Annotated in this window: 11 protein-coding genes; 6 read left to right on the top strand and 5 right to left on the bottom strand. The window is 73.8% G+C overall.

Annotated elements, in window-relative coordinates:
- Nucleotides 1–10915 (bottom strand): type I polyketide synthase (locus tag ABD371_RS26715; RefSeq protein WP_425575828.1); only part of this gene is annotated, 10915 nt, incomplete at its 3' end.
- 248 nt (nucleotides 10916–11163) lie between these two features.
- Nucleotides 11164–12063: an AfsR/SARP family transcriptional regulator gene (locus ABD371_RS26720; RefSeq protein WP_344482008.1), complete on the bottom strand. Its 900-nt coding sequence runs from the start codon at nucleotides 12061–12063 to the stop codon at nucleotides 11164–11166.
- Between the two features lie 493 nt (nucleotides 12064–12556).
- On the opposite strand from ABD371_RS26720, the gene ABD371_RS26725 reads away from it, so the two are divergent.
- The gene (locus ABD371_RS26725) at nucleotides 12557–13036 is read left to right on the top strand and encodes a flavin reductase (protein WP_190125144.1); all 480 of its coding nucleotides are present in this window, start codon (nucleotides 12557–12559) and stop codon (nucleotides 13034–13036) included.
- Nucleotides 13037–13042: 6 nt separating this feature from the next.
- Here ABD371_RS26725 and ABD371_RS26730 read toward each other — a convergent pair whose 3' ends face one another.
- Entirely contained in the window at nucleotides 13043–15259 is a 2217-nt protein-coding gene (locus tag ABD371_RS26730) for an ATP-binding protein (RefSeq protein WP_344482015.1), read from the bottom strand.
- Between the two features lie 316 nt (nucleotides 15260–15575).
- Nucleotides 15576–16778 carry a DUF418 domain-containing protein gene (locus ABD371_RS26735; RefSeq protein WP_344482021.1) on the bottom strand — a complete coding sequence of 401 codons (1203 nt, stop codon included), beginning with the start codon at nucleotides 16776–16778 and terminating at the stop codon, nucleotides 15576–15578.
- Between the two features lie 283 nt (nucleotides 16779–17061).
- On the opposite strand from ABD371_RS26735, the gene ABD371_RS26740 reads away from it, so the two are divergent.
- Genes ABD371_RS26740 through ABD371_RS26755 form a run of 4 tightly spaced genes read left to right on the top strand, consistent with a single transcriptional unit; the run spans nucleotide 17062 to nucleotide 20585 of the window.
- Nucleotides 17062–17454 (top strand): hypothetical protein, encoded by a 393-nt coding sequence (locus ABD371_RS26740; RefSeq protein WP_344482026.1) that lies wholly within the window; start codon nucleotides 17062–17064, stop codon nucleotides 17452–17454.
- Nucleotides 17451–19310: a GMC family oxidoreductase gene (locus ABD371_RS26745; protein ID WP_344482031.1), complete on the top strand. Its 1860-nt coding sequence runs from the start codon at nucleotides 17451–17453 to the stop codon at nucleotides 19308–19310. Before ABD371_RS26740 ends, ABD371_RS26745 begins: the two co-directional genes overlap by 4 nt.
- Nucleotides 19307–20254 carry a hypothetical protein gene (locus ABD371_RS26750; RefSeq protein ID WP_344482039.1) on the top strand — a complete coding sequence of 316 codons (948 nt, stop codon included), beginning with the start codon at nucleotides 19307–19309 and terminating at the stop codon, nucleotides 20252–20254. Before ABD371_RS26745 ends, ABD371_RS26750 begins: the two co-directional genes overlap by 4 nt.
- A 7-nt stretch (nucleotides 20255–20261) precedes the next feature.
- Complete coding sequence (locus ABD371_RS26755) at nucleotides 20262–20585, top strand: DUF427 domain-containing protein (protein ID WP_344482045.1); 324 nt, start codon at nucleotides 20262–20264, stop codon at nucleotides 20583–20585.
- A gap of 63 nt (nucleotides 20586–20648) precedes the next feature.
- Here the strand turns inward: ABD371_RS26755 and ABD371_RS26760 are convergent, their stop codons facing one another.
- A complete protein-coding gene (locus tag ABD371_RS26760) occupies nucleotides 20649–22280 on the bottom strand; it encodes a flavin-containing monooxygenase (protein ID WP_344482051.1) in 1632 nt (543 codons plus the stop codon).
- 660 nt (nucleotides 22281–22940) lie between these two features.
- On the opposite strand from ABD371_RS26760, the gene ABD371_RS26765 reads away from it, so the two are divergent.
- Nucleotides 22941–24170 (top strand): MFS transporter, encoded by a 1230-nt coding sequence (locus ABD371_RS26765; RefSeq protein WP_344482054.1) that lies wholly within the window; start codon nucleotides 22941–22943, stop codon nucleotides 24168–24170.
- The last annotated feature ends 137 nt before the right edge of the window (nucleotides 24171–24307 follow it).

The following is a 24307-nucleotide window of genomic DNA, read 5'->3' on the forward strand; positions in this document are numbered from 1 at the left end:
GGGTGTGGGTGAGGGTGGTGGTTTCGGGTTGGTTTTTGCGGAGGGGGGTGAGGGTGGTGGGGGGGTTGGTGGGGTGGGTTTGGGTGGTAAGGGTGGTGAGGGTGTGGTCGGGTCCGATGTCGGTGTAGTGGGTGTGGTGTTGGTGGTGGAGGGTTTGGAGGGCGTCGTGGAAGCGGACGGTTTGGCGGAGTTGCTGTGTCCAGTAGTGGGGGGTGGTGTGGTCGGTGGGGGTGGCGGGTTGGCCGGTGAGGGTGGAGATGAGGGGGGTGTGGGGTGGGTGGTAGGTGAGGGTGGAGGCGATGTGGTGGAACTCGTCGAGGATGGGGTCCATGTGGGGTGAGTGGAAGGCGTGGCTGACGTGGAGGGTGCGGGTTTTGTGGCCTCGTGCGTTCCATTGGGGGGTGAGGGTTTCGAGGGTGGTGCGGTCGCCGGAGACGACGAGGGAGGTGGGGCCGTTGACGGCGGCGAGGCTGATGTGGTGGGGGTGTTGCTGGAGGTCGGGGGTGATGTCTTCTTCGGTGGCTTGGACGGCGATCATGAGGCCGCCGGCGGGGGCTTGTTGCATGAGTCGGCCGCGGGCGGTGATGAGGGTGGCGGCGTCGGTGAGGGTGAGGATGCCGGCGAGGTGGGCGGCGGTGATTTCGCCGAGGGAGTGTCCGGTGAGGGTGTGGGGGGTGAGTCCGTGGTGGGTGAGGGTGTGGTGGAGGGCGGTTCCGAGGGCGAAGAGGGCGGGCTGGGCCCATTGGGTCTGGTTGAGGAGGTCGGCCTGGGGGGTGCCGGGGGTGGCGAACATGATGTCGTGGAGGGGGTGTTCGAGGTGGGGCTGGAGGGCTTCGACGACGGTGTCGAGGTGGTGGGCGAAGACGGGGTGGTGCTGGTGGAGGTGGTGTCCCATGCCGGGGCGCTGGGTGCCCTGTCCGGTGTAGAGGAACGCGGTGCGGGGGTTGGGGTGGGGGGTGTGGGGTCCGGTGACCGCCGGGTGGGGGGTGTGGGTGGTCAGGGCGGCGAGGCCCTGGTGGAGCTGTTCGGTGGTGGTGGCGGTGACGGTCGCGCGGTGTTCCATGGGGGTGCGGGTGAGGGCGAGCGCGGTGCCGATGTGGGCGGGGTCGAGGTGGGGGTGTTCGGTGACGTGGTCCAGGAGGCGGGCGGCCTGTCCGGCGAGAGCGGCGGGGGTACGGGCGGACAGGGTCCAGGACACCGGCCATCCCGCCGATCCCGAACCCGCCCGCACCACCCCACCCGTTGAAACCTCGGCCTGAGGAGCCGGGGCGTCCCCGTCCCCGTCGGATTCCCCGGCGGCGGCGACAGCGACGGCCGCCGCTCCCTCCGCCTGCTCGATGATCACGTGTGCGTTGGTGCCGCTGATCCCGAACGAGGAGATCGCCGCGCGGCGCGGCCGGTCCGTCTCCGGCCAGGGCCGCTCGTCGGTGAGCAGCTCCACGGCCCCCGCGTCCCAGTCCACATGCGGAGTCGGTTCGCTGACGTGCAGTGTCCGGGGCAGCGTGCCGTGCCGCATGGCCTGCACCATCTTGATGACGCCGCCGACTCCGGCCGCCGCCTGCGTGTGGCCGATGTTGGACTTCAGCGAGCCGAGGTAGAGCGGCCGGTCGGCGGGGCGGTTCTGGCCGTACGTGGCGATCAGCGCCTGCGCCTCGATGGGGTCGCCGAGCGTGGTGCCGGTGCCGTGCGCCTCGACCGCGTCCACATCCGCGCTCTCCAGCCCGGCGTTGGCGAGCGCCTGCCGGATCACCCGGTCCTGGGCGGGCCCGTTGGGCGCGGTCAGCCCGTTGGACGCGCCGTCCTGGTTGACCGCCGAACCGCGTACCACCGCGAGGACGTGGTGGCCGTTGCGCCGCGCGTCCGAGAGACGCTCCACGAGCAGCAGGCCCACGCCCTCGGACCAGCCGGTGCCGCCCGCGTCGGCGGAGAAGGAGCGGCAGCGGCCGTCCTCGGCAAGGCCGCGCTGACGGGAGAACTCCACGAAGGTGTGCGGCCCGGACATCACCGTGACACCGCCCGCGAGCGCGAGATCGCACTCACCGCCGCGCAGCGAGTTCGCGGCGAGGTGCAGGGAGACCAGCGAGGAGGAGCAGGCCGTGTCGACCGTGAGGGCGGGCCCCTCCAGGCCGAAGATGTACGAGAGCCGGCCCGACACCACGCTGGAGAGGTTCCCGGCGAGCAGCAGGCCCTCGAACTCCTCGGGGCTCTTGGCCAGCCGGGAGGCGTAGTCGTCGTACATGGCCCCGGTGAAGACGCCGGTGCGCGAGCCGCGCAGCTCGGCCGCGTCGAGCCCGGCGTTCTCGAAGGTCTCCCACGCCGTCTCCAGCAGCAGCCGCTGCTGCGGGTCGGTCGCGGTGGCCTCCCGGGGGGACATCCCGAAGAACTCCGGGTCGAACTGGTCGGCCTCGTAGAGGAATCCGCCGTGCCGGGTGTAGGAGGTGCCGGTGGTCTCCGGGTCCGGGTCGTAGAGCGACTCCAGGTCCCAGCCCCGGTTCTCCGGGAACTCGCCGATCGCGTCCGTGCCGTCGGCGACCAGTCGCCACAGGTCGTCGGGGGAGGCGACCCCGCCGGGGAAGCGGCAGGCCATCCCGATGATGGCGATCGCCTCGTCGTCGGCGGACGCGCCCCGGACCGCGGCGGGCGGTGCGGCGACCGGCGCGCCGGCGACCCGCTCGTACAGATGGGCGGCGAGCGCGGCGGTCGTCGGATGGTCGAAGACGACGGTCGTGGAGAGCCGCAGGCCGGTGGCGCGGTTGAGGCGGTTGCGCAGCTCGACCCCGGCGAGCGAGTCGAAGCCGAGGTCCTTGAAGGCGCGTTCGGGGACGATCCGGTCGGCCCCGGAGTGCCCGAGGACCCCGGCGACGGTCTCCCGTACCAGCTCCAGCACGGCGGTGGAGCGCTCGGCCTCGGGGAGGCCCGCGATCCGCTGCGACCAGGAGCCGTCCGCCGCCGGGCTGCCCGCCGCGGTGGCGCGGGCGGTCCTGCGGGGGCGTATCAGCCCCCGGAGCAGCGGCGGGATCTCCTCGGCCGTGCGCGGTCCCGCCGGTGCCAGCGGGAGGGGTACGGCGAGGGCGCGGCCGTCCGTGAGCGCGGCGTCGAAGAGCGCGAGGCCGGTCTCCGGGTCGATCGGGGCGATGCCGCCGCGGGCCCAGCGGGCGAGGCCCGCGCCGTCGAGGCCCGCGCCCATGCCGTGGCCGCCGCCCCACAGTCCCCAGGCCAGTGAGGTCGCGGGGAGTCCGAGGCTCTGGCGGTGGGCGGCGAGTGCGTCCAGATAGGTGTTGGCCGCCGCGTAGTTGGACTGTCCCGCCGTGCCGATGAGGCCGGAGACGGAGGAGAAGAGGACGAAGGAGGCGAGGTCCCGGTCCCGGGTCAGTTCGTGCAGGTGCCAGGCGGCGTCGGCCTTGGGCCGCAGGACCGCCGTGAGGCGCTCGGCGGTCATGGCCTCGGTGGTGGCGTCGTCGAGGACTCCGGCCAGATGGATCACGGCCGTCAGCGGGTGCCCGGGGTCGATGCCGTCGATCAGGGCGGCGGCGGACGCGCGGTCGGAGATGTCGGCGGCGACCACCGTCACCTGCGCGCCGAGCCCGGCGAGTTCGGCGGTGAGCGCCTCGGCGTCGGGCGCGTCGGGGCCCCGGCGGCTGGTCAGCAGCAGATGGCGGGCCCCGTGGGCGCTGACGAGGTGACGGGCGAAGAGCCCGCCCAGGCCGCCGGTGCCGCCGGTCAGCAGCACGGTGCCGGCCGGGTCGAGGACCACGGGGGCCTCGGCGGCCTCGGCGGCCTCGGGGGCCTCGGTACGGCTGAGCAGGGGGATCCGCAGTTCGTTCCCGCGTACCGCGATCTGGGGCTCCCCGGTGGCCAGGGCGGCCGTGAGCAGCCGTTCGGCGTCCGGGCCTGTGTCGAGGTCCACGAGGGCGAGCCGGCCGGGGTGCTCGGACTGCGCGGCGCGGACCAGTCCCCAGACGGGGGCCGCGTCGAGCCGGACGCTCTCCTCGTGGAGCCCCGCCGGGACGGCGCGCGAGGTGACGAAGACCAGCCGGGAGCCGTCGAACCGCTCGTCGGCCAGCCAGCGCTGGAGGAGGTCCAGGGCGTCCCGGGCGATCCGGTGGGCGGCCTCGGGGGTGTGCGGGGCACCTCCGTCGCCGCCGTGACTGTCGCCGTCGAGCCGTACGAGAAGGTCGTCGAAGCCGGCGGTGGCGGGCAGTTCGCCGTCCCGTGCCTCGGCGGTGCGCCGGGCGGGGGCATCGCCGGGGGCGACGGGCGACCAGTCGACATGCAGCAGGGCGTCCGTGCGGGGGCCGTCGGCCCGCGCGAGGCGGTCCCTGGGGACGGGCCGCAGCACGATCGAGTCGACGGAGGCCACGGGCGCGCCCGTCGGGTCGGTGAGGCGGAGCGCGTAGGTGTCCTCGCCGGTGAGGGTGGCCGAGACACGGAGCGCGGTCGCTCCGGCCGCGTGGAGGGCGACGCCGTCCCAGGAGAAGGGCAGCCGGATCGTCTCCGGGGCCGCGGGGTCGGCGGCGGCCAGGACGAGGGGGTGCAGGGCGGCGTCGAACAGGGCCGGGTGGAGGCCGAATCCGCCGGCGCTCTCCCCCGGCTCCGACGGCAGCGCGATCTCCGCGTGGATGTCCTCGCCGTGCTGCCAGAGCCCGCGCAGTCCCCGGAAGGCGGGCCCGTAGGCGTAGCCCAGATCGGCCAGCCGCTCGTAGACGCCGTCGACCGGGAGCGCCGTCGCGCCCCGGGGCGGCCAGGGCCCGGCGGCCGGGGTGTCCGGGGCGGCCGTCGGGGCCTCGGTGAGGAGGCCGGTGACATGCCGGGTCCAGGGGGCGGCCGTCTCGTCGGGGAGTTCGGGCCTGGAGTGAAGGGTGAAGGCGCGCGCGCCGGAGGGGTCCGGCGGCGCGACGGCCAGCTGGACCCGGACGGCCCGCCGCCCGGTCAGGGCCAGCGGGGCCTCCAGGGTGAGATCGGCGAGGCGCGGGGCGCCCACCCGGTCGCCCGCCGCGAAGGCGAGTTCGAGGAAGGCGGTGGCGGGCAGCAGCACGGTGCCGGCGATGGCGTGGTCGGCGAGCCAGGGGTGGGTGCGGAGCGAGAGCCGGCCCGTGAGGAGGAGTTCGTCCCGGTCGGCGAAGTCCACGGCGGCGGTGAGCAGCGGGTGGCCGCCCGCGTCGAGGCCGAGTCCCCTGGCGTCGCCGCGGGTCTCGGCGGCGAGCCAGTAGCGGTCGCGCTGGAAGGCGTAGGTGGGCAGCGGGACCGGCGAGGCGGCGGGGAAGAAGGACGCCAGGTCGACGGCGGTCCCGGCGGTGTGGGCGCGGGCGAGCCCGGCGAGGAGGGTGTCGGGTTCGGGGCGGCCCCGGCGCAGCAGGGCGAGCGCCGTGGAGCCCTCGGCGGTGGAGCCGCCGGGGGTGAAGGAGTCCTCGGCCATGGCGGTCAGCACGGCGTCCGGGCCGACCTCCAGGAAGACGGTGGCCCCCTGCTCCTCCAGGGCGGTGACGGCGTCCTTGAAGCGGACCGCGCCCCGGATCTGGCGTACCCAGTAGTCGGGGTCGGTGATCTCCCCGGCCGTCGCGAGCGCGCCGGTGAGGGTGGAGACCAGGGGGATCCGGGGGGCGTCGAGGGTGAGTCCGCGCACCACTTCGCGGAACTCGTCCAGGACGCCGTCCATGTGCGGCGAGTGGAAGGCGTGGCTGACCCGCAGCGCGCGGGTGCGGCGGCCCAGGGCCCGCCACCGCTCGGCGAGGGCCGTCGCGGCGGCCGGGTCGCCGGAGATCACGACGGCCCGGGGGCCGTTGACGGCGGCGACGGAGAGTGCGTCCTCCTGGCCGGCCAGATCGGCGGCGATCTCCTCCTCGCTCGCCTCGACGGCGATCATCGCGCCGCCGGGGCGGGCGGACTGCATCAGCCGGCCGCGCGCGGCGACGAGCGCGGCGGCGTCCGCGAGGGAGAGCACTCCGGCCGCGTGGGCGGCCGCGACCTCGCCGATCGAGTGGCCGGCCAGCAGGTCCGGGGTGACGCCGTGGTGTTCGAGCAGCCGGTACAGGGCCACTTCGAGGGCGAACAGCGCGGGCTGGGTGTAGGCGGTCTCGTGGAGCGGGGAGTGCTCGGCGTCGTCCTCGGCCGCGAACACCACCTCGCGCAGCGGGCGTTCGAGATGGGGGTCGAGGGCGGCGAAGGCCGCGTCCATCGCCGCCGCGAAGACCGGCCGGGTCTCGTACAGCTCGCGCCCCATGCCGAGGCGCTGCGCGCCCTGGCCGGTGAAGAGGAAGGCGGTGCGGCCCGCGCCCGTCGCGCCGCCCGTCACGAGCCGGTCCGTCTCCCGGCCCTCGGCCAGCGCGTCGAGTCCGGCGAGGAGTTCGTCCGCCGTGCCGCCGGTCACCACGGCGCGCTGTTCGAAGGCGGTACGGGTGGTGGCGAGCGAGAGGCCGATGTCGGCGATGTCCGCCGCGGGCCCGGCGGCGAGGTGTTCCCGGAGCCTGCGTGCCTGGGCGCGCAGCGCGGGCTCGTCGCGGGCGGCGAGCGCCCAGGGCACGGGGCCGGCGGCGGCGACCGGCTCGGGGGCCGGGGCCGGGCGCTCGGTGCGGGGGGTCTCGGGTGCCGCCTCCTCGATGACGAGGTGGGCGTTGGTGCCGCTGATGCCGAAGGAGGAGACGGCGGCGCGGCGCGTCCGCTCCCCGGCGGGCCACTCGACGGCCTCGGTGAGGAGTTCGACGGGGCCGGCGCTCCAGTCGACGTGCGGGGTGGGCTCGCTGATGTGCAGTGTCCTGGGCAGTGTCTCGTGCCGCATGGCCTGCACCATCTTGATGACGCCGCCGACTCCGGCCGCCGCCTGGGCGTGCCCGATGTTGGACTTCAGCGAGCCGAGGAAGAGCGGTCCGCCCGCCTCGCGCCCCTGGCCGTAGGTGGCGAGGATCGCCTCGGCCTCGATGGGGTCGCCGAGCGCGGTGCCGGTGCCGTGCGCCTCGACGGCGTCGATGTCGGCGGCGTCCAGTCCGGCGTCGGCCAGGGCCTGGCGGATCACCCGGCGCTGCGAGGGGCCGTTGGGGGCGGTCAGTCCGTTGGAAGCGCCGTCCTGGTTGACGGCGGTGCCCCGGATGACGGCGAGCACGGGGTGGCCATTCCTGCGCGCGTCGGAGAGCCGCTCCACCAGCAGCAGCCCGACGCCCTCGGCCCAGGAGGTGCCGTCGGCGTCGGCGGAGAAGGCCTTGCTGCGGCCGTCGGAGGCGAGTCCGCGCTGGCGGGAGAACTCGACGAACATCCCGGGGGTGGACATGACGCTCGCGCCGCCCGCGAGGGCCATGGTCGTCTCGCCCGAGCGCAGCGAGCGCACGGCCATGTGCAGGGCGACCAGGGAGGAGGAGCAGGCGGTGTCGACGGTGACGGCGGGGCCGACCAGGCCCAGCTGGTAGGCGACCCGGCCGGAGACGACGCTGTTGGTGCTGCCGGTCAGGACGTGTCCCTCGACGGCGTGGGGGGCGTCGGCGAGCCGGGGTCCGTACTCCAGCGAGGTCGCGCCGACGAAGACGCCCGTACGGGTGCCGGTGAGCCGCCTCGGGTCGATGCCCGCCCGCTCGACGGCCTCCCACGCGGTCTCCAGCACGAGCCGCTGCTGCGGGTCCATGCCGAGCGCCTCGCGCGGCGAGATGCCGAAGAAGCCCGCGTCGAAGAGCGGCGCGTCGTAGAGGAAGCCGCCCTCGTTCACCGAACTCCGGCCGGAGCGCTCCGGGTCGGGGTCGTACAGCGACTCGTCCCAGCCCCGGTCCTCGGGGAAGGACCCGATGGCGTCGCGGCCCTCGGCGACGAGCCGCCACAGGTCCTCGGGGGAGGCGACGCCGCCGGGGTATCGGCAGGCCATGCCGACGATGGCGATGGGCTCGTCGTACCGGCCGGCGGCCGGCGGGCCGTCCTCGGGGGCGTCGGGGCCCGCCGTCCCGGTCAGCTCCGCGGCGATGTGGTCGATGAGGGCGGCGGGGGTGGGGTGGTCGAAGAGGAGTCCGCCGGGCAGGCTCAGTCCGGTGGCCTCGCTCAGCCGGTCGCGCAGCTCGACCGACATCAGCGAGTCGAAGCCGAGGTCCTTGAAGGGCAGCCGGGCATCGACGCGCTGCCCCCGGTCGTACTCCAGGACGGCGGCGACATGGGCGGTGACCAGGTCGGCGGCGGAGGTGCCGGGCGTCCGCCCGGCCTGGTCCCCCGGCCCCGTGCGGAGCTCCGGCCCGGGCCCGGCGGCGGAGGGCCCGGGGCGGAGCGCGGCGGGCGGGCGGGTGCCGGCCCGGCCGCCGATCCAGTGGTGGCGGCGCTGGAAGGCGTAGGTGGGCAGCGGGACGGCGGCCCGCCCGCCCTCGGGGAACAGCCGCCGCCAGTCGACGTCGAAGCCCCGGACATGGAGGGCCGCGACGGCGGCCAGCAGGGTCCTCCGCTCCTCGCGGCCCTTGCGCAGGGCGGGCACGGTGAGACCGCCGCCCGCCGAGGGGCCGGCCATCGCGGTGAGCACTCCGTCGGGGCCGAGTTCGAGGAAGGCGGTGACGCCCAGGCCGGTCAGGGCCTGTACGGCATCGGCGAAGCGGACCGTGCCGCGGAGCTGGTCGACCCAGTAGCCGGCGGTCCGCAGCTCCTGGCCGTCGACCGGCCGTCCGGTCAGCGTCGAGACGACCGTCAGACGCGGCGGGTGGTAGGTCAGCCCCTCCGCGACCCGGCGGAACCCCTCCAGCATCGGGTCCATCAGCGGCGAGTGGAAGGCGTGGCTGACGGTGAGCCCCCGGGTCTTGCGGCCCAGCCCGGCCAGCTCGGCCGACAGCTCGGCGACGGCCTCCTCCGTGCCGGAGACGACGACCGACTCGGGGCCGTTGACCGCGGCGAGCGCGAGGCGGTCCGCACGGCCCGCGAGCAGGGGCGCGATCTCGTCCTCCGTCGCCCGTACGGCGGTCATCGCGCCGCCCCCGGGCAGCCGCTGCATCAGAGTGGCGCGGGCGGCCACCAGGGTCACCGCGTCGTCGAGGTCCAGCACCCCGGCGACATGGGCGGCGGCCAGTTCGCCGATGGAGTGCCCGGCGACGGCGTCGGGGCGGACGCCCCACGATTCGAGGAGCCGGAAGAGAGCGACCTCCAGCGCGAACAGGGCGGGCTGGGTGTAGCCGGTGCTGTCCAGTCCGTCGCCGCTGAGCACCACCTCGGCCAGGGGCCGGTCCAGGTGGCGGTCGAAGGCGGCGCACAGCTCGTCGAAGGCGGCGGCGAACACCGGGTGCGCGGCGTGCAGTTCGCGCCCCATGGCCGCGCGCTGCGCGCCCTGGCCGGTGAAGAGGAAGGCGAGGCGGCCGTCGTCCTGGACGGTGCCGCGCACCACGCCCTGCGCGGGCAGGTCGCCCGCGAGCGCCGTGAGGCCCTCGCGCAGCTCCTCGCGGTCCGAGCCGATGACGACGGCCCGGTCCTCGAAGAGGGTGCGGGCGGTGAGCAGGGACCAGCCCAGCTCGACCGGCCCGGACCCGGCCCCGCCGCCGCCCGTGTCGCCGGTGAAGTCGGCCAGCGCGGCGGCCTGGGCGCGCAGGGCGTCCGGGCCGCGTCCGGAGAGCAGCCACGGCACCGGCCCGGACCCGGCGGCCTCCGCCGTCCGGCCGCCGTCCGCCGGTTCGGGCGCGGCGGCGAGGACCACATGGCAGTTGGTGCCGCCCATGCCGAAGGAGCTGACGCCCGCCACCAGGGGCCGGTCCGGGTGCGGCCACCCGGTCGCCGTCCCCGGCACGGCGAGCCGGAGCTCGTCCAGCGGGATGTCCGGGTTGGGGGTCTCGAAGTTGAGGCTGGCCGGGATCTCCCGGTGGGCGAGGCTCAGCAGGCCCTTCAGCAGGCCCACCATGCCCGCCGCGCCCTCCAGATGGCCGACGTTGGTCTTGGCCGAGCCGACCAGCAGCGGATCTCCGGCGTCCCGGGCCGCGCCCAGCTCGGCCCCGAGCGCGGCGGCCTCGACGGGGTCGCCGACCGGGGTCCCGGTGCCGTGGAGTTCGACGTACTGCACCTCGGACGGCCGGACCCCGGCCCGTTCGTACGCCTCGCGCAGCACCTGCCGCTGCGCGTCGACGCCGGGCACGGTGAGGCCCGCGGTGGAGCCGTCGTTGTTGACGGCGCTGCCCCGGATGACTCCGTAGACGCGGTCTCCGTCGGCGAGGGCCCGTGAGAGCGGCTTGAGGACGACGAGCCCCGCGCCCTCTCCCCGGACGAAGCCGTTGGCGCGCGCGTCGAAGGTGTAGGTGACGCCGTCCGGGGAGAGCCCGCCGAACCGCTCCACGGTGACCGCGCTCTCGGCCAGGAGGTTGAGATGGACGCCGGCCGCCAGGGCGAGGGCCGACTCGCCGGACCGTACGGACTCGGCGGCCAGGTGGACGGCGACGAGCGAGGAGGACTGGGCGGTGTCCACCGTGAGGCTGGGGCCGCGCAGCCCCAGGTGGTAGGAGACGCGGTTGGCGATGACGCCCCGGCTGATGCCGGTCATGGTGTGCTGGGTGATGGCGCTCTCGCCGTACTGGTGCACCAGGCCGGTGTAGTCGTCGCGCAGGGCTCCGACGAAGACGGAGGTACGGGAGTCCCGCAGCCGCTCCGGGACGATCGAGGCGTCTTCGAGCGCCTCCCAGGCGAGTTCGAGCACCAGCCGCTGCTGCGGGTCCATCGTGGCGGCCTCGCGCGGCGAGACGCCGAAGAAGGCCGCGTCGAAGCCTCCGGGGTCGTCGAGGAATCCGCCCCTGCGGAGCCGGTCGCCGGCGGGCGGCGGCGCGCCCTCCCACCGGCCGGCCGGGGCCTCGGTGATGGCGTCCGAACCGCTGCGCAGAAGCTCCCAGAAAGCCTCCGGGCCGGCTGCCCGGGGCAGTCGGCACGCCATGCCGACGACCGCGACGTCCTCGCCCCGCGCCCCGACCTCCACTGAACCACGGTTACTCGTCATCGCGCCCGGGTCGCCCTTCCGATTGACCTCAAAAACCCATCAGAAAGGCGACCGTAAACTCCGCGCTCCCGCCTTCCGGTCATCTATCGGTAACCAGGTGAATCCGGGACCCGGCACCGCATCGCATTACCGGGTGATGGGCCGGTGATTGACCGCACGGTGACGCATTTGGCGTACATTTACCGTTGTGCGCACCACCGGAACTCCGCCGCGGACATCAGTGGACGTCAGCCGATTCCGGCCGAACGTCAGCCGACGTCCGCGGCGAACCAGAACGGAGTGAATGCGTGGTCGGGCTGGACGGCATCGCGGCGGCGGAGCCTTCTGGGGTGTTTTCCCGTCGTTGAATTGAGTATCTGCGACTGGAGCCGCCTGAGTTCGGGCGAGGGCTCCAGGCCGAGTTCTCTTTTCAGGATGCAGTAGAGGTTCTGATACGCCTGGAGCGCCTCGCCCCTGCGGCCCGACTGGTGCAGTGCCGAGATGAGCTGGCCGTGGAACCATTCGTGCAGCGGGTGTTCGTGCACCAGGACACGGAGTTCGGGCAGGAACTCGCGGTGCCGGCCGAGCCGCATCTCGGTCTCCACCCGTAATTCGAGCGCGTGGAGCCGTAATTCCTCCAGGTACGCCATGCGGCCCGCGAGCACATCGGCGATCGGCACATTGCTCAGGACCGGTCCGCGCCACAGCGTCAGGGCCCGCTCCAGCAGATCGGCGGCGGATTCGGGGGTGCCGCGCTCCAGTTCGCCCTGGGCCTGCCTGACCAGCCGTTCAAACACGCGTACATCGACCTCGTCGTCGGCGACATCGAGGCGGTAGCCGGGTGCCATCGTTGTCAGAAGACGGCGATCGGTGCGGGTGACTCTGGCGTCGGCGAGCATCCGGCGGGCGTGATAGACGTGCGTCTGGAGCGTTCTCATGGCGCCGCTCGGCGGATTCTCCCCCCACAGCTCGCGAATGAGCGTGCTCATGGGCACCGTTTCACGCGGCTGGAGCGCCAGCACGGCGAGCATCTGGGAGACCTTCGGAGCCTTCGGAGCGAGCGTCTCGCCGCTGTCGGTGATGATCTCAAAAGGGCCCATGAGATTGAACCACACTGTGCGCGCTCCTGATCCGGCGTGGTTGGCGCCTGGCTGGGTGCTCGGAGTCATGATCCCGACAGTAGAGAGCGGTTGCCACCGACCCGTCACACCAGGCTCAACAATGTCAAGTTACCGCCAGGTAGACCCTCTTGCGCTACGCACCGCGACCGGCCGACCTCCATGGGTGAGCACGCGCGGGACGGAGCGGGGCCGGGCCGCCGGGACGCGCGCGGCGCGCGCGACCGTATCTCCCGCCGTCGCGCGGAAAGCGAAGAATACCGCCGCGGGACAGCCGTACGGTAATGGTCCGGTAACCATGATTTCCGCGTCCGTTGGGGCATTCGTCCGGGCATTGTCGACACCGACCGGACAGTGACCGGGAGGTGAGACGCACGGCTATAGCGTGAGCCGCACGGCCAAGCACGTCACAGCCCTGGAGGATTGCTCCGGGAATTGGCCGCACCCGCACTTCACCGCCCTCCGGGTATTTCGGCGGGCAGGTGGAGACGACCAGGAAACGGTGGGACGAACAGAAATGAATCCGTCCGATCTGCGCGCGGCCATGTCACGGTTCGCGACCGGTGTCATCGTATTGAGCGTCGGCGGCGAGAGCATTCACGGAATGACCGCCAACGCGTTCAGTTCGGTCTCCCTCGCGCCGCCCTCCGTCCTGTGCAGCGTGGCGCACAGCGCCGTCATGCACTCGGCGATCACCGCGGAACGGCGCTTCGGGGTCTCGCTGCTCAGCGCCGAACACACGGAGCTGGCGCGGTATTTCGCCGACAAACGGCGACCGCTCGGACCCGCCCAGTTCAGCGAGGTCGACTGGGAGCCGGGGCCGCTCACCGGGGCCCCGCTGATCCCCGGGGCCCTCGCCTGGCTGGAGTGCGAGCTGTCCGACTCCCTGGAGTCGGGCGATCACACCGTCTTCATCGGCGATGTGCTGAGCGCGAGGGTGGGGCCGGAACACGACGGCCTCCTCTTCTTCGAGGGAGCCTTCCGGCGGGTGGCGTCCTCCTCCGCCTCGCCGGCCGGAGCCTGACGGGCGTCAGCCGTGCAGCTGGGCCCGCTCGCTGCCCGCCGCCGACAGCAGGAACTCGACCAGCTTCTCGTGGGTGATCCGCTCCAGCCGGTCCAGGGTGACGGTGGTGGCGTGCCCCTTGCCACCGGCCCAGGTCGGGCGGCGCAGCAGGAGTTCGGGGGTGGCGGCGGCCACCACGACCAGGCAGGCCTCCGTCGCCTCGGCCAGCTCCTCGACGGCCTCCAGCACCACGTCGTCGGCGCGGTGCAGATCGTCCAGGCACAGCACGAGCGGGGCGCGGCGGGCGGCCTCGTGGAAGAAGTCGCGCCAGGCCGCCAGCGCGCACCGGGGGTCGTCGCTCTCACCGGCCGGTTCGATCAACGGTGCGAGCTGGGTCAGCAGCCGGCTCGCCGTCGGGACCGAGGGGAAGAGGGACCGTACCGCCCGGGTGAGCGCGGCCCGCGCCTCGGGCGCGCCGTCCCCGGCCCGGACTCCGCAGTACGAGGCGAGGATCTGGGCCTGCGCGAGCAGCGGGCGGTCGTCGGAGGCGGCCGGGGTGCGGCCGGTCAGGCAGCGCACCGGCTCCGGCTGGACGGTGATCCGGTGTCCGAGGTCGCCCAGCAGCCGGGTCTTGCCCGCGCCGGACTCGCCGAGGAGGGTGACCAGGTGCGGCACGGAGCGGCGTCGGGTCCGGCGTACCAGCTCCTGGAGGAAGTCCAGTTCGCAGGCGCGGGTGGAGGCTTCCGCGCCCCGTACGCCGGAGTGGGTCCCGCCCGTGCCGATGACCTGCCAGGCCATGGTCTCCGAGGGCTCCGTCGGCACACAGACGAAAGTGTCCTCGACCGCCCGGCGGACGGCGTCGCTGACCCGCACCTCGCCGACGTCGGCGTCGGACAGCAGTTCCTGCGAGGCGTCGAGCACCGCGCCGACGACGGTGGGCGGGTCGGCGGGGCCGCGCTGGCGCAGCAGCACCTCGCCCAGGTCCACCGAGGCGCAGACGCTGAGTCCGCCCCCGTCGGACCCGTGGCCGCCGGACACGTCGAGCACGTCCCGTACGGCGAGCGCCGCGCGCACCGCCTGCCAGGCGTCCTCGTCGCCGGGGCCGTCCAGTCCGAAGAGGGCCAGGAAGGTGGAGCCGATGGAGGCGGTGACGGTGCCGCCGAACCGCTCGATCTGCTCCCGGACCACGGAGGCCGCGCCGTCGAGCAGGTCGTCCAGGTCCTCGTGGTCGCTGCCGCCGAGCGTGGGCGCGAGCCGGGTGCGGACCGAGACGACGCCGACGCGGCGGCGCTCGGTGCCCGTGCGGTGCGCCGGGGTGTCCCGGACGGCGGCGGGCGTCCGCTCCGCCGGTCCTCCCGCTCCGGGGGCTCCGGGCCGCCGGGCGGGGCTCTCGGGGGCGAGCCGGGCCGGTCCCCGGGCGGGTACGGGCCCGTGGGGCTCGGCGGGCGCCGGGAGCGCTCCCCCGCCGGGCTCCAGGGAGAGGGTGGCCTCCTGGGTGAGGATCGCCTGCTGGAGGCGTTGCAGACCGCGGCCCGGTTCGAGGCCGAGATCCTCGACCAGGGCGGAGCGGACCCGGCCGTAGACATTGAGCGCGTCGGCCTGGCGTCCGCAGCGGTAGAGCGCGAGCATCAGCTGTCCGCAGGAGCGCTCGCGCAGCGGTTCGGTCTGCACCATCCGTTCCAGTTCGGCGAGGATGGTGTGGTGCCGGCCGCAGGCCAGCTGAGCGTCGAAGTAGTCCTCGGTGGCGTCGATGCGCGCCTTCTGCACCGCCGCCAGTTCGGGCCACTCGATGCCCGCCTCCACGAGGTCGGCCAGGGCCGGGCCCCGCCACAGCGCGAGCGCGTCGTGCAGCAGCCGGGCCGCCGACTCCGGCGCGCCCTGGGCCTGTTTCTCCCGTGCCTGGCCGACCCACTGCTGGAAGAGGTGGAGATCGACCCGGCCCGGATCCACCCGGATCATGTACCCCGGCGACTGGGTGAGCAGCGTCGCCGCCCGCTCTCCCCCGGCGTATCCGGCCGACAGGACTCCGCGCAGTCCGTAGACCGCGTTCTGGAGAATCTTGCGGGCGGTCATCGGCGCGTCGTCCACCTCCCACAGCGCGTTGAGCAACTGGCTCGTGGCGACGACCCTGTTGGCGTGCAGCAGCAGATATCCGAGTGTGGCGCGCTGCTTGGTGCCGCCCAGCCCCACTGTTCCCTCGTAGTCGTCGGCGATTTCCAACGGACCCAGCATGCGGAACTGCATCGCTCCCCCAGATTGACCGTCCAACCGGTGGCCCGTGGCCGGGGACGGCGGCTGCGGTCTGACAGCGACGCCCCGGGAAACCGGCCAAGACCCTGGCGTTCCCATGTTCCAGGGCGGCGGTCGAAGCCCTCACAAAGCAAGCACAAGGCGGCGGTGGGGCCCCGGGGCGGCCGGGAGAGCGGGCCCGCGCCGGACGGTGCGCCCGGCGCGGGGCGGCGCGGGGGGCGGCACCGCTCCAGCCTGGCGGTCGCGGCCGGGCCCCGCGACCGGCGGACGGAGGCCGACTCCCGCCACCCGTCGGGCGGCCGGGCCGCCGTCACCCCGCCCGGTGGCGCGGGCGGGGCCGTTCGGCGTTGGTCACCGCGCGGAGCAGCCATTCGACGGGTCCGTACCGGTGGCGGCGCAGCCAGTGGCGGGAGGCGGCCAGCTGGGCGGCGAAGAGGGCCACGGCGATGAGGGCGACGAGCGGTGGGGGCACCCGGCCCACCAGGGCGGTTCCGAAGCCGGTGAAGAGGAGCGCCAGGACGAGGGATTGCGTCAGGTAGTTGGTGAGGGTCATCCGTCCGGCCGGTGCGAGCAGCGGGGCGAGCCGGCGGCCCCGCCGGGTGGCGGCGAGCCGGAGCACGGTCGCCGCGTAGGCGGCCGCGAGCAGGGGCGCGGTCACCATGTCGACGGCGAGGCCGGCCAGCTGGAGGGCGGTGTCCGGGTTTCCCCGGGAGGTCTGCGCGTAGAGGACGCCGCCCGCGATCCCGACGGGGAAGCCGGTCCACTGGAGCCGCCGCAGCAGGACGCCGTGGCGGGCGATGTCCGCCAGGGCCTCGTGCCGGCCCGCCGCGAGGCCGAGCAGGAAGGCGGCCAGCGCGGCGGGGGCCTGGAAGAGGACGAGCAGCAGTACCACGTCGGGCAGTTGGTCGAGATGGGCGCCGATCACCGATCCGGGGCTCCCCCGCAGCGCCTCGGTGGCCCGCCGGGCCCGCTCGCCGGCGGCGGCTGCGTCGGTGCCGCCGCCGCCCGCCAGGTGCTGCGCCCCGGCGAGGAGGAGGAGACCGGCGGCGGTCACGGTGAAGAGGACCACGGCGGTGATCACCGCCGTGCGCGGCCGGATGCCCCTCAGGGCCAGCAGGATCAGCCCCAGCACGGCGTAGGTGGTGAGGATGTCGCCGGGGAAGAGCACCACCGCGTGGCACACGCCGATGACGAACAGCGCTCCGCACCTGCGCAGGAAACGGGGGGTGAACCGGGCGCCGCCGCGCTCCGCCGACTTCAGCTGGAGGGTGAAGCTGTAGCCGAAGAGGAAGGAGAACAGCAGATAGAACTTGGCCTCGAAGAAGATCGCCGTCAGCCGGCGGACGGCGTTGTCGAGGGCCGAGTCGAGGCCGGGGTCCGCCAGGCCGAAGCCGTGGTGGGCGGAGGCGAGATAGGTGATGTTGACCATGAGGATGCCGAAGAGCGCGAAGCTCCTCAGCACGTCGATGTCCTGGATCCGGGAGCCGTTCCGTCCGCTGTCGCCCGGGTTCATATGCGCATCCTTGAATCGCTCACTTTCAAAACGTTCGCTTGAGACACGAACGTATTAGACTCATAAGAACGAGGGAGCGCAAGCGCGGGCCACGCGAATCCCCCTGGCCTCACAGCGGGTTGGCGGTCGCTCACACTCGGCGAGAGCGCCAGGCATGAACGCGGGGCCGTCGAGGTAGGGATCACGGCGGACACGCCCGGCGGCGGGAACGGGCGGCCCGAGGAGGGGAGTTCTGGCCGATGTCGTCGACCGTCCACGCCCGGTGCGGCGAGCGGGGCTCCGGATGAGCGACCCGGAGGCGGGGCGGTTTCTCGCGCTCTCCGTCGCGCTGACCGGATTCGAGGCCGCCGAGCTGCGGGAGACCGGCCTCGCCGAGGCCCATCGGGCCCTGACCGCCCGGCGGGCCGACCCCGCGCGCTACGGCCGGCTCGCCGGAGCCGCCGATCCGTACGGCCTGATCGAGCGGGACGAGGGGGTGCGCGAGCTGGCACGGTCGATCTGCCACCTCTGGTACGCGGGGGTGTGGCCGGGCCCTTCCCCTGAAGCCCCCGCCCCGGCCCCGGCCGAGGGGCTGGTGTGGCGGAGCTTCGGCGGCGAACCGCCGGGCGCGGGGCGGCCCGGCCCCGGCTCCTGGGCACGGCCGCCCGCCGACCCGGCCCCGGGCGGGCGGAGTTGACCGGCCGGGAGGGCTTCGAGGACTCCGAGCACTCCGAGCGCTTCGATGTGCTCGTGGTCGGAGCCGGCATCGCCGGATCGCTGCTGGCCAAGGAGTTGGGCGAGCGCGGCTGGCGGGTCCTGGTGCTGGAGGCCGGCGTGGGCGACGCCGACGGCGGCGGCCCCGCAGCCGACCCGGCGCGGTTCCGCGCGGCGCGGGCGAAGACGCCCGGCTCCGCCGTCGCGCCCAACCCGCTGGTCCCCTCCCCCGATGTGACGGACCTGAGCGGTCGCCCCGGCGGCGGCTACCGGGCCGCCGGCCATCTCCTCCAGGACGGCCCGCTGCCGTACGCCAGCGGCTATGTACGCGTCAACGGCGGCACCGGCACGGCCTGGACGGGCCTCACCCCGCGCATGCACCCGGAGGACTTCCGTACCGCCGAGCACTTCGGCTACGGCCGCGACTGGCCCATCGGCTACGCCGAACTGGAGCCCCACTACCGCGCCGCTGAACGGGAACTCGGCGTCGCCGGGGACCCGGACCAGCAGCGCGAGCTGGTCGGGCTGCCCCTGCCCGAGGGGTACGCCTTCCCGCACCGCCCGGTCCCCGCCAGCCATCTCGACCGGCTGCTGGCCGAGCGGCTGGACGGCCGGCACGCCAGGGACCCCGGCCGCCCCGACCCGGTGGAACTGCGGGTCGCCCAAACGCCCCAGGCCCGCAACACCGCCGCCACCCGGGAGCACGGACCGGTCTGCGAGGGCAGCGCGAGCTGCATCCCCGTCTGCCCCACCGGGGCGAAGTACACCCCGGCCCGCACCCAGCGGCGCTGGGGCCCGAGCGTCACCCTCCTGACCCGGGCAGTGGCCGGGCGGCTGACGGCGGACCCCTCGGGCCGGATCACCGGCGTCGAGTACCAGCGGTACGAGGACCCCGCCCGCCCCGGATCCGTCACCCGGCACACGGCACGGGCGGACACCGTGGTGCTCGCCGCCCACGCGATCGAGAACGCCCGGCTGCTGCTCGCCTCCGGCCTCGCCGGCTCCAGCGGCCAGGTGGGCCGCAATCTGATGGACCACCCGGTGCTCCTCACCTGGGGCCTGCTGCCCCGGCGCACCGGCCCCTACCGGGGCCCCGGCTCGACCTCCGGTCTCGAAGGATTCCGCTTCGGCCCGGGCCGGGCGGCCCGCGCCCCCTTCCGCGTCGAGTTCGGCAACTGGGGCTGGACCTGGGCGGTCGGCCCGCCGGAGCACGAGGCCGCCGCGCGGATCGAGGCCGGTCTCCTCGGCCCGGCGCTGCGCCGGGCCCTCGACGACCGGGTGGGACGGCAGTTCGCGCTCCAGTTCGAGATGGAGCAGAGCGCCGATCCCGCCAACCGGGTCCGGCTCGCCCCCGGCCGCCCCGACGCGCTGGGGCTGCCGCGCCCGGTGCTCACCTACGACCTGTCCGAGCATGTGAAGGCGGGCATCGCCGCCGCGAAGTCGGTCTCCGACCAGCTCTTCGCCCTGGTGGGGGCCGAGGACCACAGCCGGTACGCACCGGGCACCGCCGAGCCCGGCCGCTTCGAGCACGAGGGCCGGTCCTACGCCTATCGGGGCGCGGGCCACGCGGGCGGCACCCACATCATGGGCGCGCGCCGCTCCGACTCCGTGGTCGACTCCTGGCAGCGCTGCTGGGACCACCCCAATCTGTACGCGGTGGGCTGCGGCAGCATGCCCTCCCTCGGCACCTCCAACCCGACCCTGACCATGGCCGCGATCACCCTGCGCAGCGCCGAGCGGATCCACCGCGATCTGACCGGCCGGCACCGGGCGATCGCGCTGCCGTCCCTCGGCCGCGCCCCGGCGCCGGCCGTTCCCGAGGAGACCGACACTCCATGAGCGAGCATCCCGTGAGCGATCACCCCGTGGGCGAGCACCCCGTGGGCGGCGGTCTCGCCCTGCCGCCCGTCGCGGCCCCGTATCTGCTGCCCTTCCACTACGGGGCGCTGCACAACATCGGCGTGGACCATCTGGTCGACCCCGCGCCGGTGCGGGCGCTGCTCGCGGAGCGCCACCCCGATCTGAGCGCGGCCGACTTCGGCGGCCGGTCCTGTGTCACGCTCAACTACCAGCTGTACTTCGCGCAGTACCCGAACGGCGCGGCGGTGATCCAGGAGATCGAGTACAGCGTCGTCGCGTACCCGACGGCGAGCGCGGGGCGGCTCGCCCGGCTGTCGTACGGACAGTACGCCCGGGGGTACGACCAGACCAAGCTGCTCGGCATCGCCCGGCTGCATGTGCTGTGCGACAGCGCGCCGGCCATCGCGGCCGGCACCGCGCTCTACGGCGAGCCCAAGTATCCGGCGTGGTTCGAGGTCACCATGCCCTCGCTCAACGGTCCGGGCGGCGACACCTGGGACATCGTCTGCAAGGAGGCGGTGCTCGCGGGGGACGGGATCGAGCGGCGGGAGCGGCCCCTGATCTCCCTCTCGGCGCGGCTGGCCGGGCTGCCCCGGATCCCGGTCAACAACACCCCCGTCACCGGCTACGGGGTCGACGCCGCCGGCCGTCCGCTGGCCGGGCCGATGAACGTCTACCAGCCCTACCAGTACATCCCGCTCGGCGAGGACACGGGTGGCGGCGGCACGGGCGACACGGCGGGCCGGGTGCGGCTGCGGGTGCACGAGCCGTCGTCGCCGGTCGGGGCCGATGTGACCGCGCTGATCGGCGACGGGAGCGCCGCCGGGGTGTGGACGTACCAGTCGGCCCCGGTCGCCGCCCACAACCGTCCGTACTACGTGCCGCGCGCCGGGCGGGAACAAGCCCCCGTTCCCGGGCGCTGAGACGTGTATGACTCCAGGACACCGCATCACCGTCGAACAGGGCAGCGAGCATGTGCGCGTCGTACGCGACGGGCAGGTGCTCGCCGAGAGCCGGCGTCCCCTCGTACTGCGCGAGACGGGCTGCCCGGTCCGCTACTACCTGCCCCCGGAGGACGTCAGGACCGATCTGCTGACCCGCTCCGACACCCACACCCACTGCCCCTTCAAGGGCGACGCCGACTACTGGTCGGTCCCGGGCGCGAACGACCTGGTGTGGGCCTATCCGGAGCCGAGGCCGGAGGTGGCCGGGATCAAGGACCACTTCTGTTTCTACGACACCGAGACGGTCTGACCCCGGGCGCACCGGCCCGGGTGCGGCCCGCGCCCCCGGCGGGCGCGGGCCGCGCCCGGGAACTCAGGAGAGGGCGAAGCCCCGGTAGCCGTCCCGGGCCACGGCGTCGCACTCCGCGCGGTAGCGGTCGGCGCCGCCCACATAGGCGAGGAAGACCCGGGCCTTGCCCGGCACATTCGCCCCGGTGTACCAGGAGGCGACGGCCGGGTAGAGGGTCTGGTCCGCGAGTTCGGCGACATGGGCCGTCCAGGCGTCCTCGGCCGCCGGGTCGGCCTCGATCTGTGTGAGGCCCCGGTCGCGGAGATGGGCGACGCAGTCGGTGATCCACTCCACATGCTGTTCGATGGAGACCACCATATTGGTGAGGACCGAGGGGCTGAGCGGCCCGGCGACGGTGAAGAGGTTGGGGAAGCCCGCCGTCAGCAGCCCGAGACAGCTCCTCGGGCCGTCCGCCCACTTCTCCCGGAGCGTGACCCCGCCCCTGCCCACGATCTCCACGGCGGTCAGCGCCCCGGTCAGGGCGTCGAAGCCGGTGGCGAAGACCATCGCGTCGAAGAGATGCTCCCGGTCCGAGGTGCGGACGCCCTTCGGGGTGATCTCCTCGATCGGGGTGGCGGAGAGGTCCACCAGGCTCACCCCGGGCCTGTTGTAGGCGGCGTAGTAGCCGCTGTCCAGACAGGGGCGCTTGGTCCCGAAGGGGAAGGTGCGGGGCGTGAGTCTCTCGGCGGTCTCCTCGTCGGCGACGATCGAGGCGATCTTCCCCCGGACGAACTCGGCCGCCGTCTCATTGGCCTCCGCGTCGACGAGGAGGTCGGTGTACGACCGCAGCAACCCGCTGAGCAGCCCCGACTGCCAGCCGGCCTCATAGGTGGCGGTGCGCTCCGCCGGGGTCACCTCCAGGGCGGAGCGGGTCGGCAGCTCGACGACGCTGCCTCCCTTGGAGCGGCGCTGGGCCCGGCGGAACTCGGGGTAGCCGGCCTTGCGCTCGGCGACCTCGGCTGCGGAGAGCGGGCGGTTGAAGGCGGGCAGCGCGTAGGCCGGGGTGCGCTGGAAGACGGTCAGCCCGGCGACGCGCCCGGCCAGCTCCGGGATGATCTGCACCCCGGAGGAGCCGGTGCCGATCACGGCGACCCGCAGGCCGGTGAGGTCGACGTCCTCCCGCGGCCAGCGGGCGGTGTGGTAGGTGGGGCCGGCGAAGGAGCCGAAGCCGGGGACGTCCGGCGTCTTGGGGGCCGAGTTGCTGCCCGAGGCCATCACCAGGAACCGGGCGGTGACGCTCTCCCCGGTGTCGGTGGTGATCCGCCAGACGCGGCCGTCCTCGTCGTACACCGCCCGGGTGACCCGGGTGCCCAGGGTGATGTCCTCGCGCAGCCCGAACCGGTCGGCGACATGCCGGAGATAGCGCAGTATCTCCGGCTGGCCCGCGTACTTCTCGCTCCACACCCACTCCTGGTCCAGCTCGGGGGAGAAGGAGTACGAGTACGACATGCTCTCGATGTCGCAGCGGGCGCCCGGGTAGCGGTTCCAGTACCAGGTGCCGCCGACGTCGTCGCCCGCCTCGAAGACCCGGGTGCGCATTCCCAGTTCGCGCAGTCGGTGGAGCTGGTAGAGGCCGGAGAGACCCGCGCCGACGACGACCGCGTCGAGGGAGGCGGCGGGGGCGGCGGGGGCGGCGGGGGTGGTGCGGGTGTCCATGGGGGGCTCCTGTGGGGAGGGGACCCGGCCGGAGGCCGGTGGCGGACGATGCTGCGCCGATCCCGCCCCCACCGCCACAGTTCTCGGCCAAGTCGGCTCGGAATGCCGTGCGGTTGGCGCGATCAATGCACGAAATGGGCTGATTGATGAGAGTCGCCTCATGGAAGCGCGGTACTGAACTCGTGGTTTTCCACGATGCCCCGCACCGGTGCCTCCGGAGAAGCTGTAGCGGAGGCCGCCCGTCAGCGGCCGGACAGACACTCAAGGCCCGGCCCTTCGCGACAGGGCCGGCGCACCACACGAAAGGACCAGTCGATGAGCCGCTCCGAAACTCTCCTTTCGTCCCATGCCACCGCCGCCCGCGCCGACTTCCCCACGGCCGCCGGGCGGTCGGTGTGGACCACCCGACGGCGGCGTGGCGGCGGGAGGCCCTGAGCCCCGCCGCTCCGCCGTCACGGCGCGGCGGTGGCCGGGGCGCAGCGTCGCGCCCCCGAGGCCCGTTGTTCCGGGCCGGCCCCGCCGCGCCGAGAAGCCGACCGACCCGCCCGGGAGAGCCGCCCGGGGGACCACACGGGGGCTTGTTTTGCACTGCGCACGTCTTGACCCGGAAAGACCTTCCGCGGCTGTGGACAGCCGCTCCCCATCCACTGCCGGTACGTCATGAACGAGGAGGCGCGCCGCCGCGATGAATCGTTACTGCGTGCGGCGTTCATCGTCTCCAGCAGCGGCGACTGGATCTTCCGTTTCGCGCTGCCGGTCCTGGTGCTCCAGCTCACCGGCTCGGCGATCTCGACGGCGCTGACGTACGCGGTCGAGTTTGTTCCCTTTGTAGTGATCGGGCTCTTCAGCGGAGTGGTCGCCGACCGCGCCGACCGGCGTCAGCTGATGATCCTGTGCGATGTGGTCTCCTCGGTGATCGTCATCGGGATCGGGGTGCTCTGCCTGTTCGAGCCCTCGGTCGTGCTGATCATGACGGCGGCCTTTCTGCTGGGCTGTGTACGGCCGTTCTCCTTCCCCGCCTTCCAGGGCTTCCTGGCCGAGCGGGTGGCGAAGGAGCGCAGGCCCGCGATGAACGCCTGGGTGCAGGGTGCGGACGGCACCCTCAGCACTCTCGGCCCGGTCGCGGGCGTCGCCGTGGTCACCCTGCTGGGACCGACCGCCGCCAGCTTCGCCAACGGGGTCTCGTTCGCGGTGTCCGCCGCCCTGATCGCCTCCACGGCGGTGATGGCGACCGGACGCCGGCTGATCCCCTCGATCGTCAAGGCCTGCCGGTCGCTGAAGCCGGACTCCGTCGCGGCGATCCAGCTGATATCGAGGGACCGGGGACTGGCCTGGGCCACCGTCCTGCTGACCCTCGGCAACTTCGCCTTCCCCGCCGCCGCGGCCAATCTGATCTTCATCGTGGCCGGTCCCGGCGGGGAGATCCCGGCCTCGCTCGCCGTCGTCTCGATGGCCCAGGGGGTGGGCGCGGTCCTCGGCGCGACGGTCGCGCCGGCCCTGATGCGAAGGCTCGACGGCGACCTCCTCATGTGGACGGCGCGGGCGGCGATGGCCACCGCCCTGCTGCTGCCCGCGTTCTCCACCGACGTCTGGGTGCTGAGCGTCTGCTGGTTCCTCGCGGGCCTGGCGACCTCCGTCTTCCTGGTGCCCTGGCGGACCTACCGCCAGGGAGCCGTCGACGGCGCGTTCCTGGGCCGGGTGGTGGGACTCCAGCGCGCCGTGCCCTTCGCGGCCATCCCCTTCAGCGCCCTGATGGGCGGCTGGCTGCTCACCGAGTTCGGTGCCACGACGCTGTTCGTGGTCATCGCCGCCATCCAGTGCCTCGTCACGCTCGGCACCTTCTACGCGCCGCTGAGCAGGGCGGGCTCAGCGTCCCCCGGCAGGAGTTGATCACCAGATTCCCGGCTTGTCCGGCATACCGAGACCAGGATCACGACAGCGAGAAGCGCCACGGAACGCGGTCCGTTCGAAAGGACCGCGCCGAAGACACACACACGGCATCATCATCACGGGAAAGGGAGTGATTC

This window comes from Streptomyces amakusaensis (assembly GCF_039532665.1).
In the GTDB taxonomy this organism is placed as follows: Bacteria; Actinomycetota; Actinomycetes; order Streptomycetales; family Streptomycetaceae; genus Streptomyces; species Streptomyces amakusaensis.

Coding starts and splice junctions, on each gene's coding strand:
- ABD371_RS26720 (WP_344482008.1), bottom strand. CDS start 12,063: ATGACTCCGAGCACCCAGCCAGGCGCCAACCACGCCGGATCAGGAGCG.
- ABD371_RS26725 (WP_190125144.1), top strand. CDS start 12,557: ATGTCACGGTTCGCGACCGGTGTCATCGTATTGAGCGTCGGCGGCGAG.
- ABD371_RS26730 (WP_344482015.1), bottom strand. CDS start 15,259: ATGCAGTTCCGCATGCTGGGTCCGTTGGAAATCGCCGACGACTACGAG.
- ABD371_RS26735 (WP_344482021.1), bottom strand. CDS start 16,778: ATGAACCCGGGCGACAGCGGACGGAACGGCTCCCGGATCCAGGACATC.
- ABD371_RS26740 (WP_344482026.1), top strand. CDS start 17,062: ATGAGCGACCCGGAGGCGGGGCGGTTTCTCGCGCTCTCCGTCGCGCTG.
- ABD371_RS26750 (WP_344482039.1), top strand. CDS start 19,307: ATGAGCGAGCATCCCGTGAGCGATCACCCCGTGGGCGAGCACCCCGTG.
- ABD371_RS26755 (WP_344482045.1), top strand. CDS start 20,262: ATGACTCCAGGACACCGCATCACCGTCGAACAGGGCAGCGAGCATGTG.
- ABD371_RS26760 (WP_344482051.1), bottom strand. CDS start 22,280: ATGGACACCCGCACCACCCCCGCCGCCCCCGCCGCCCCCGCCGCCTCC.
- ABD371_RS26765 (WP_344482054.1), top strand. CDS start 22,941: ATGAACGAGGAGGCGCGCCGCCGCGATGAATCGTTACTGCGTGCGGCG.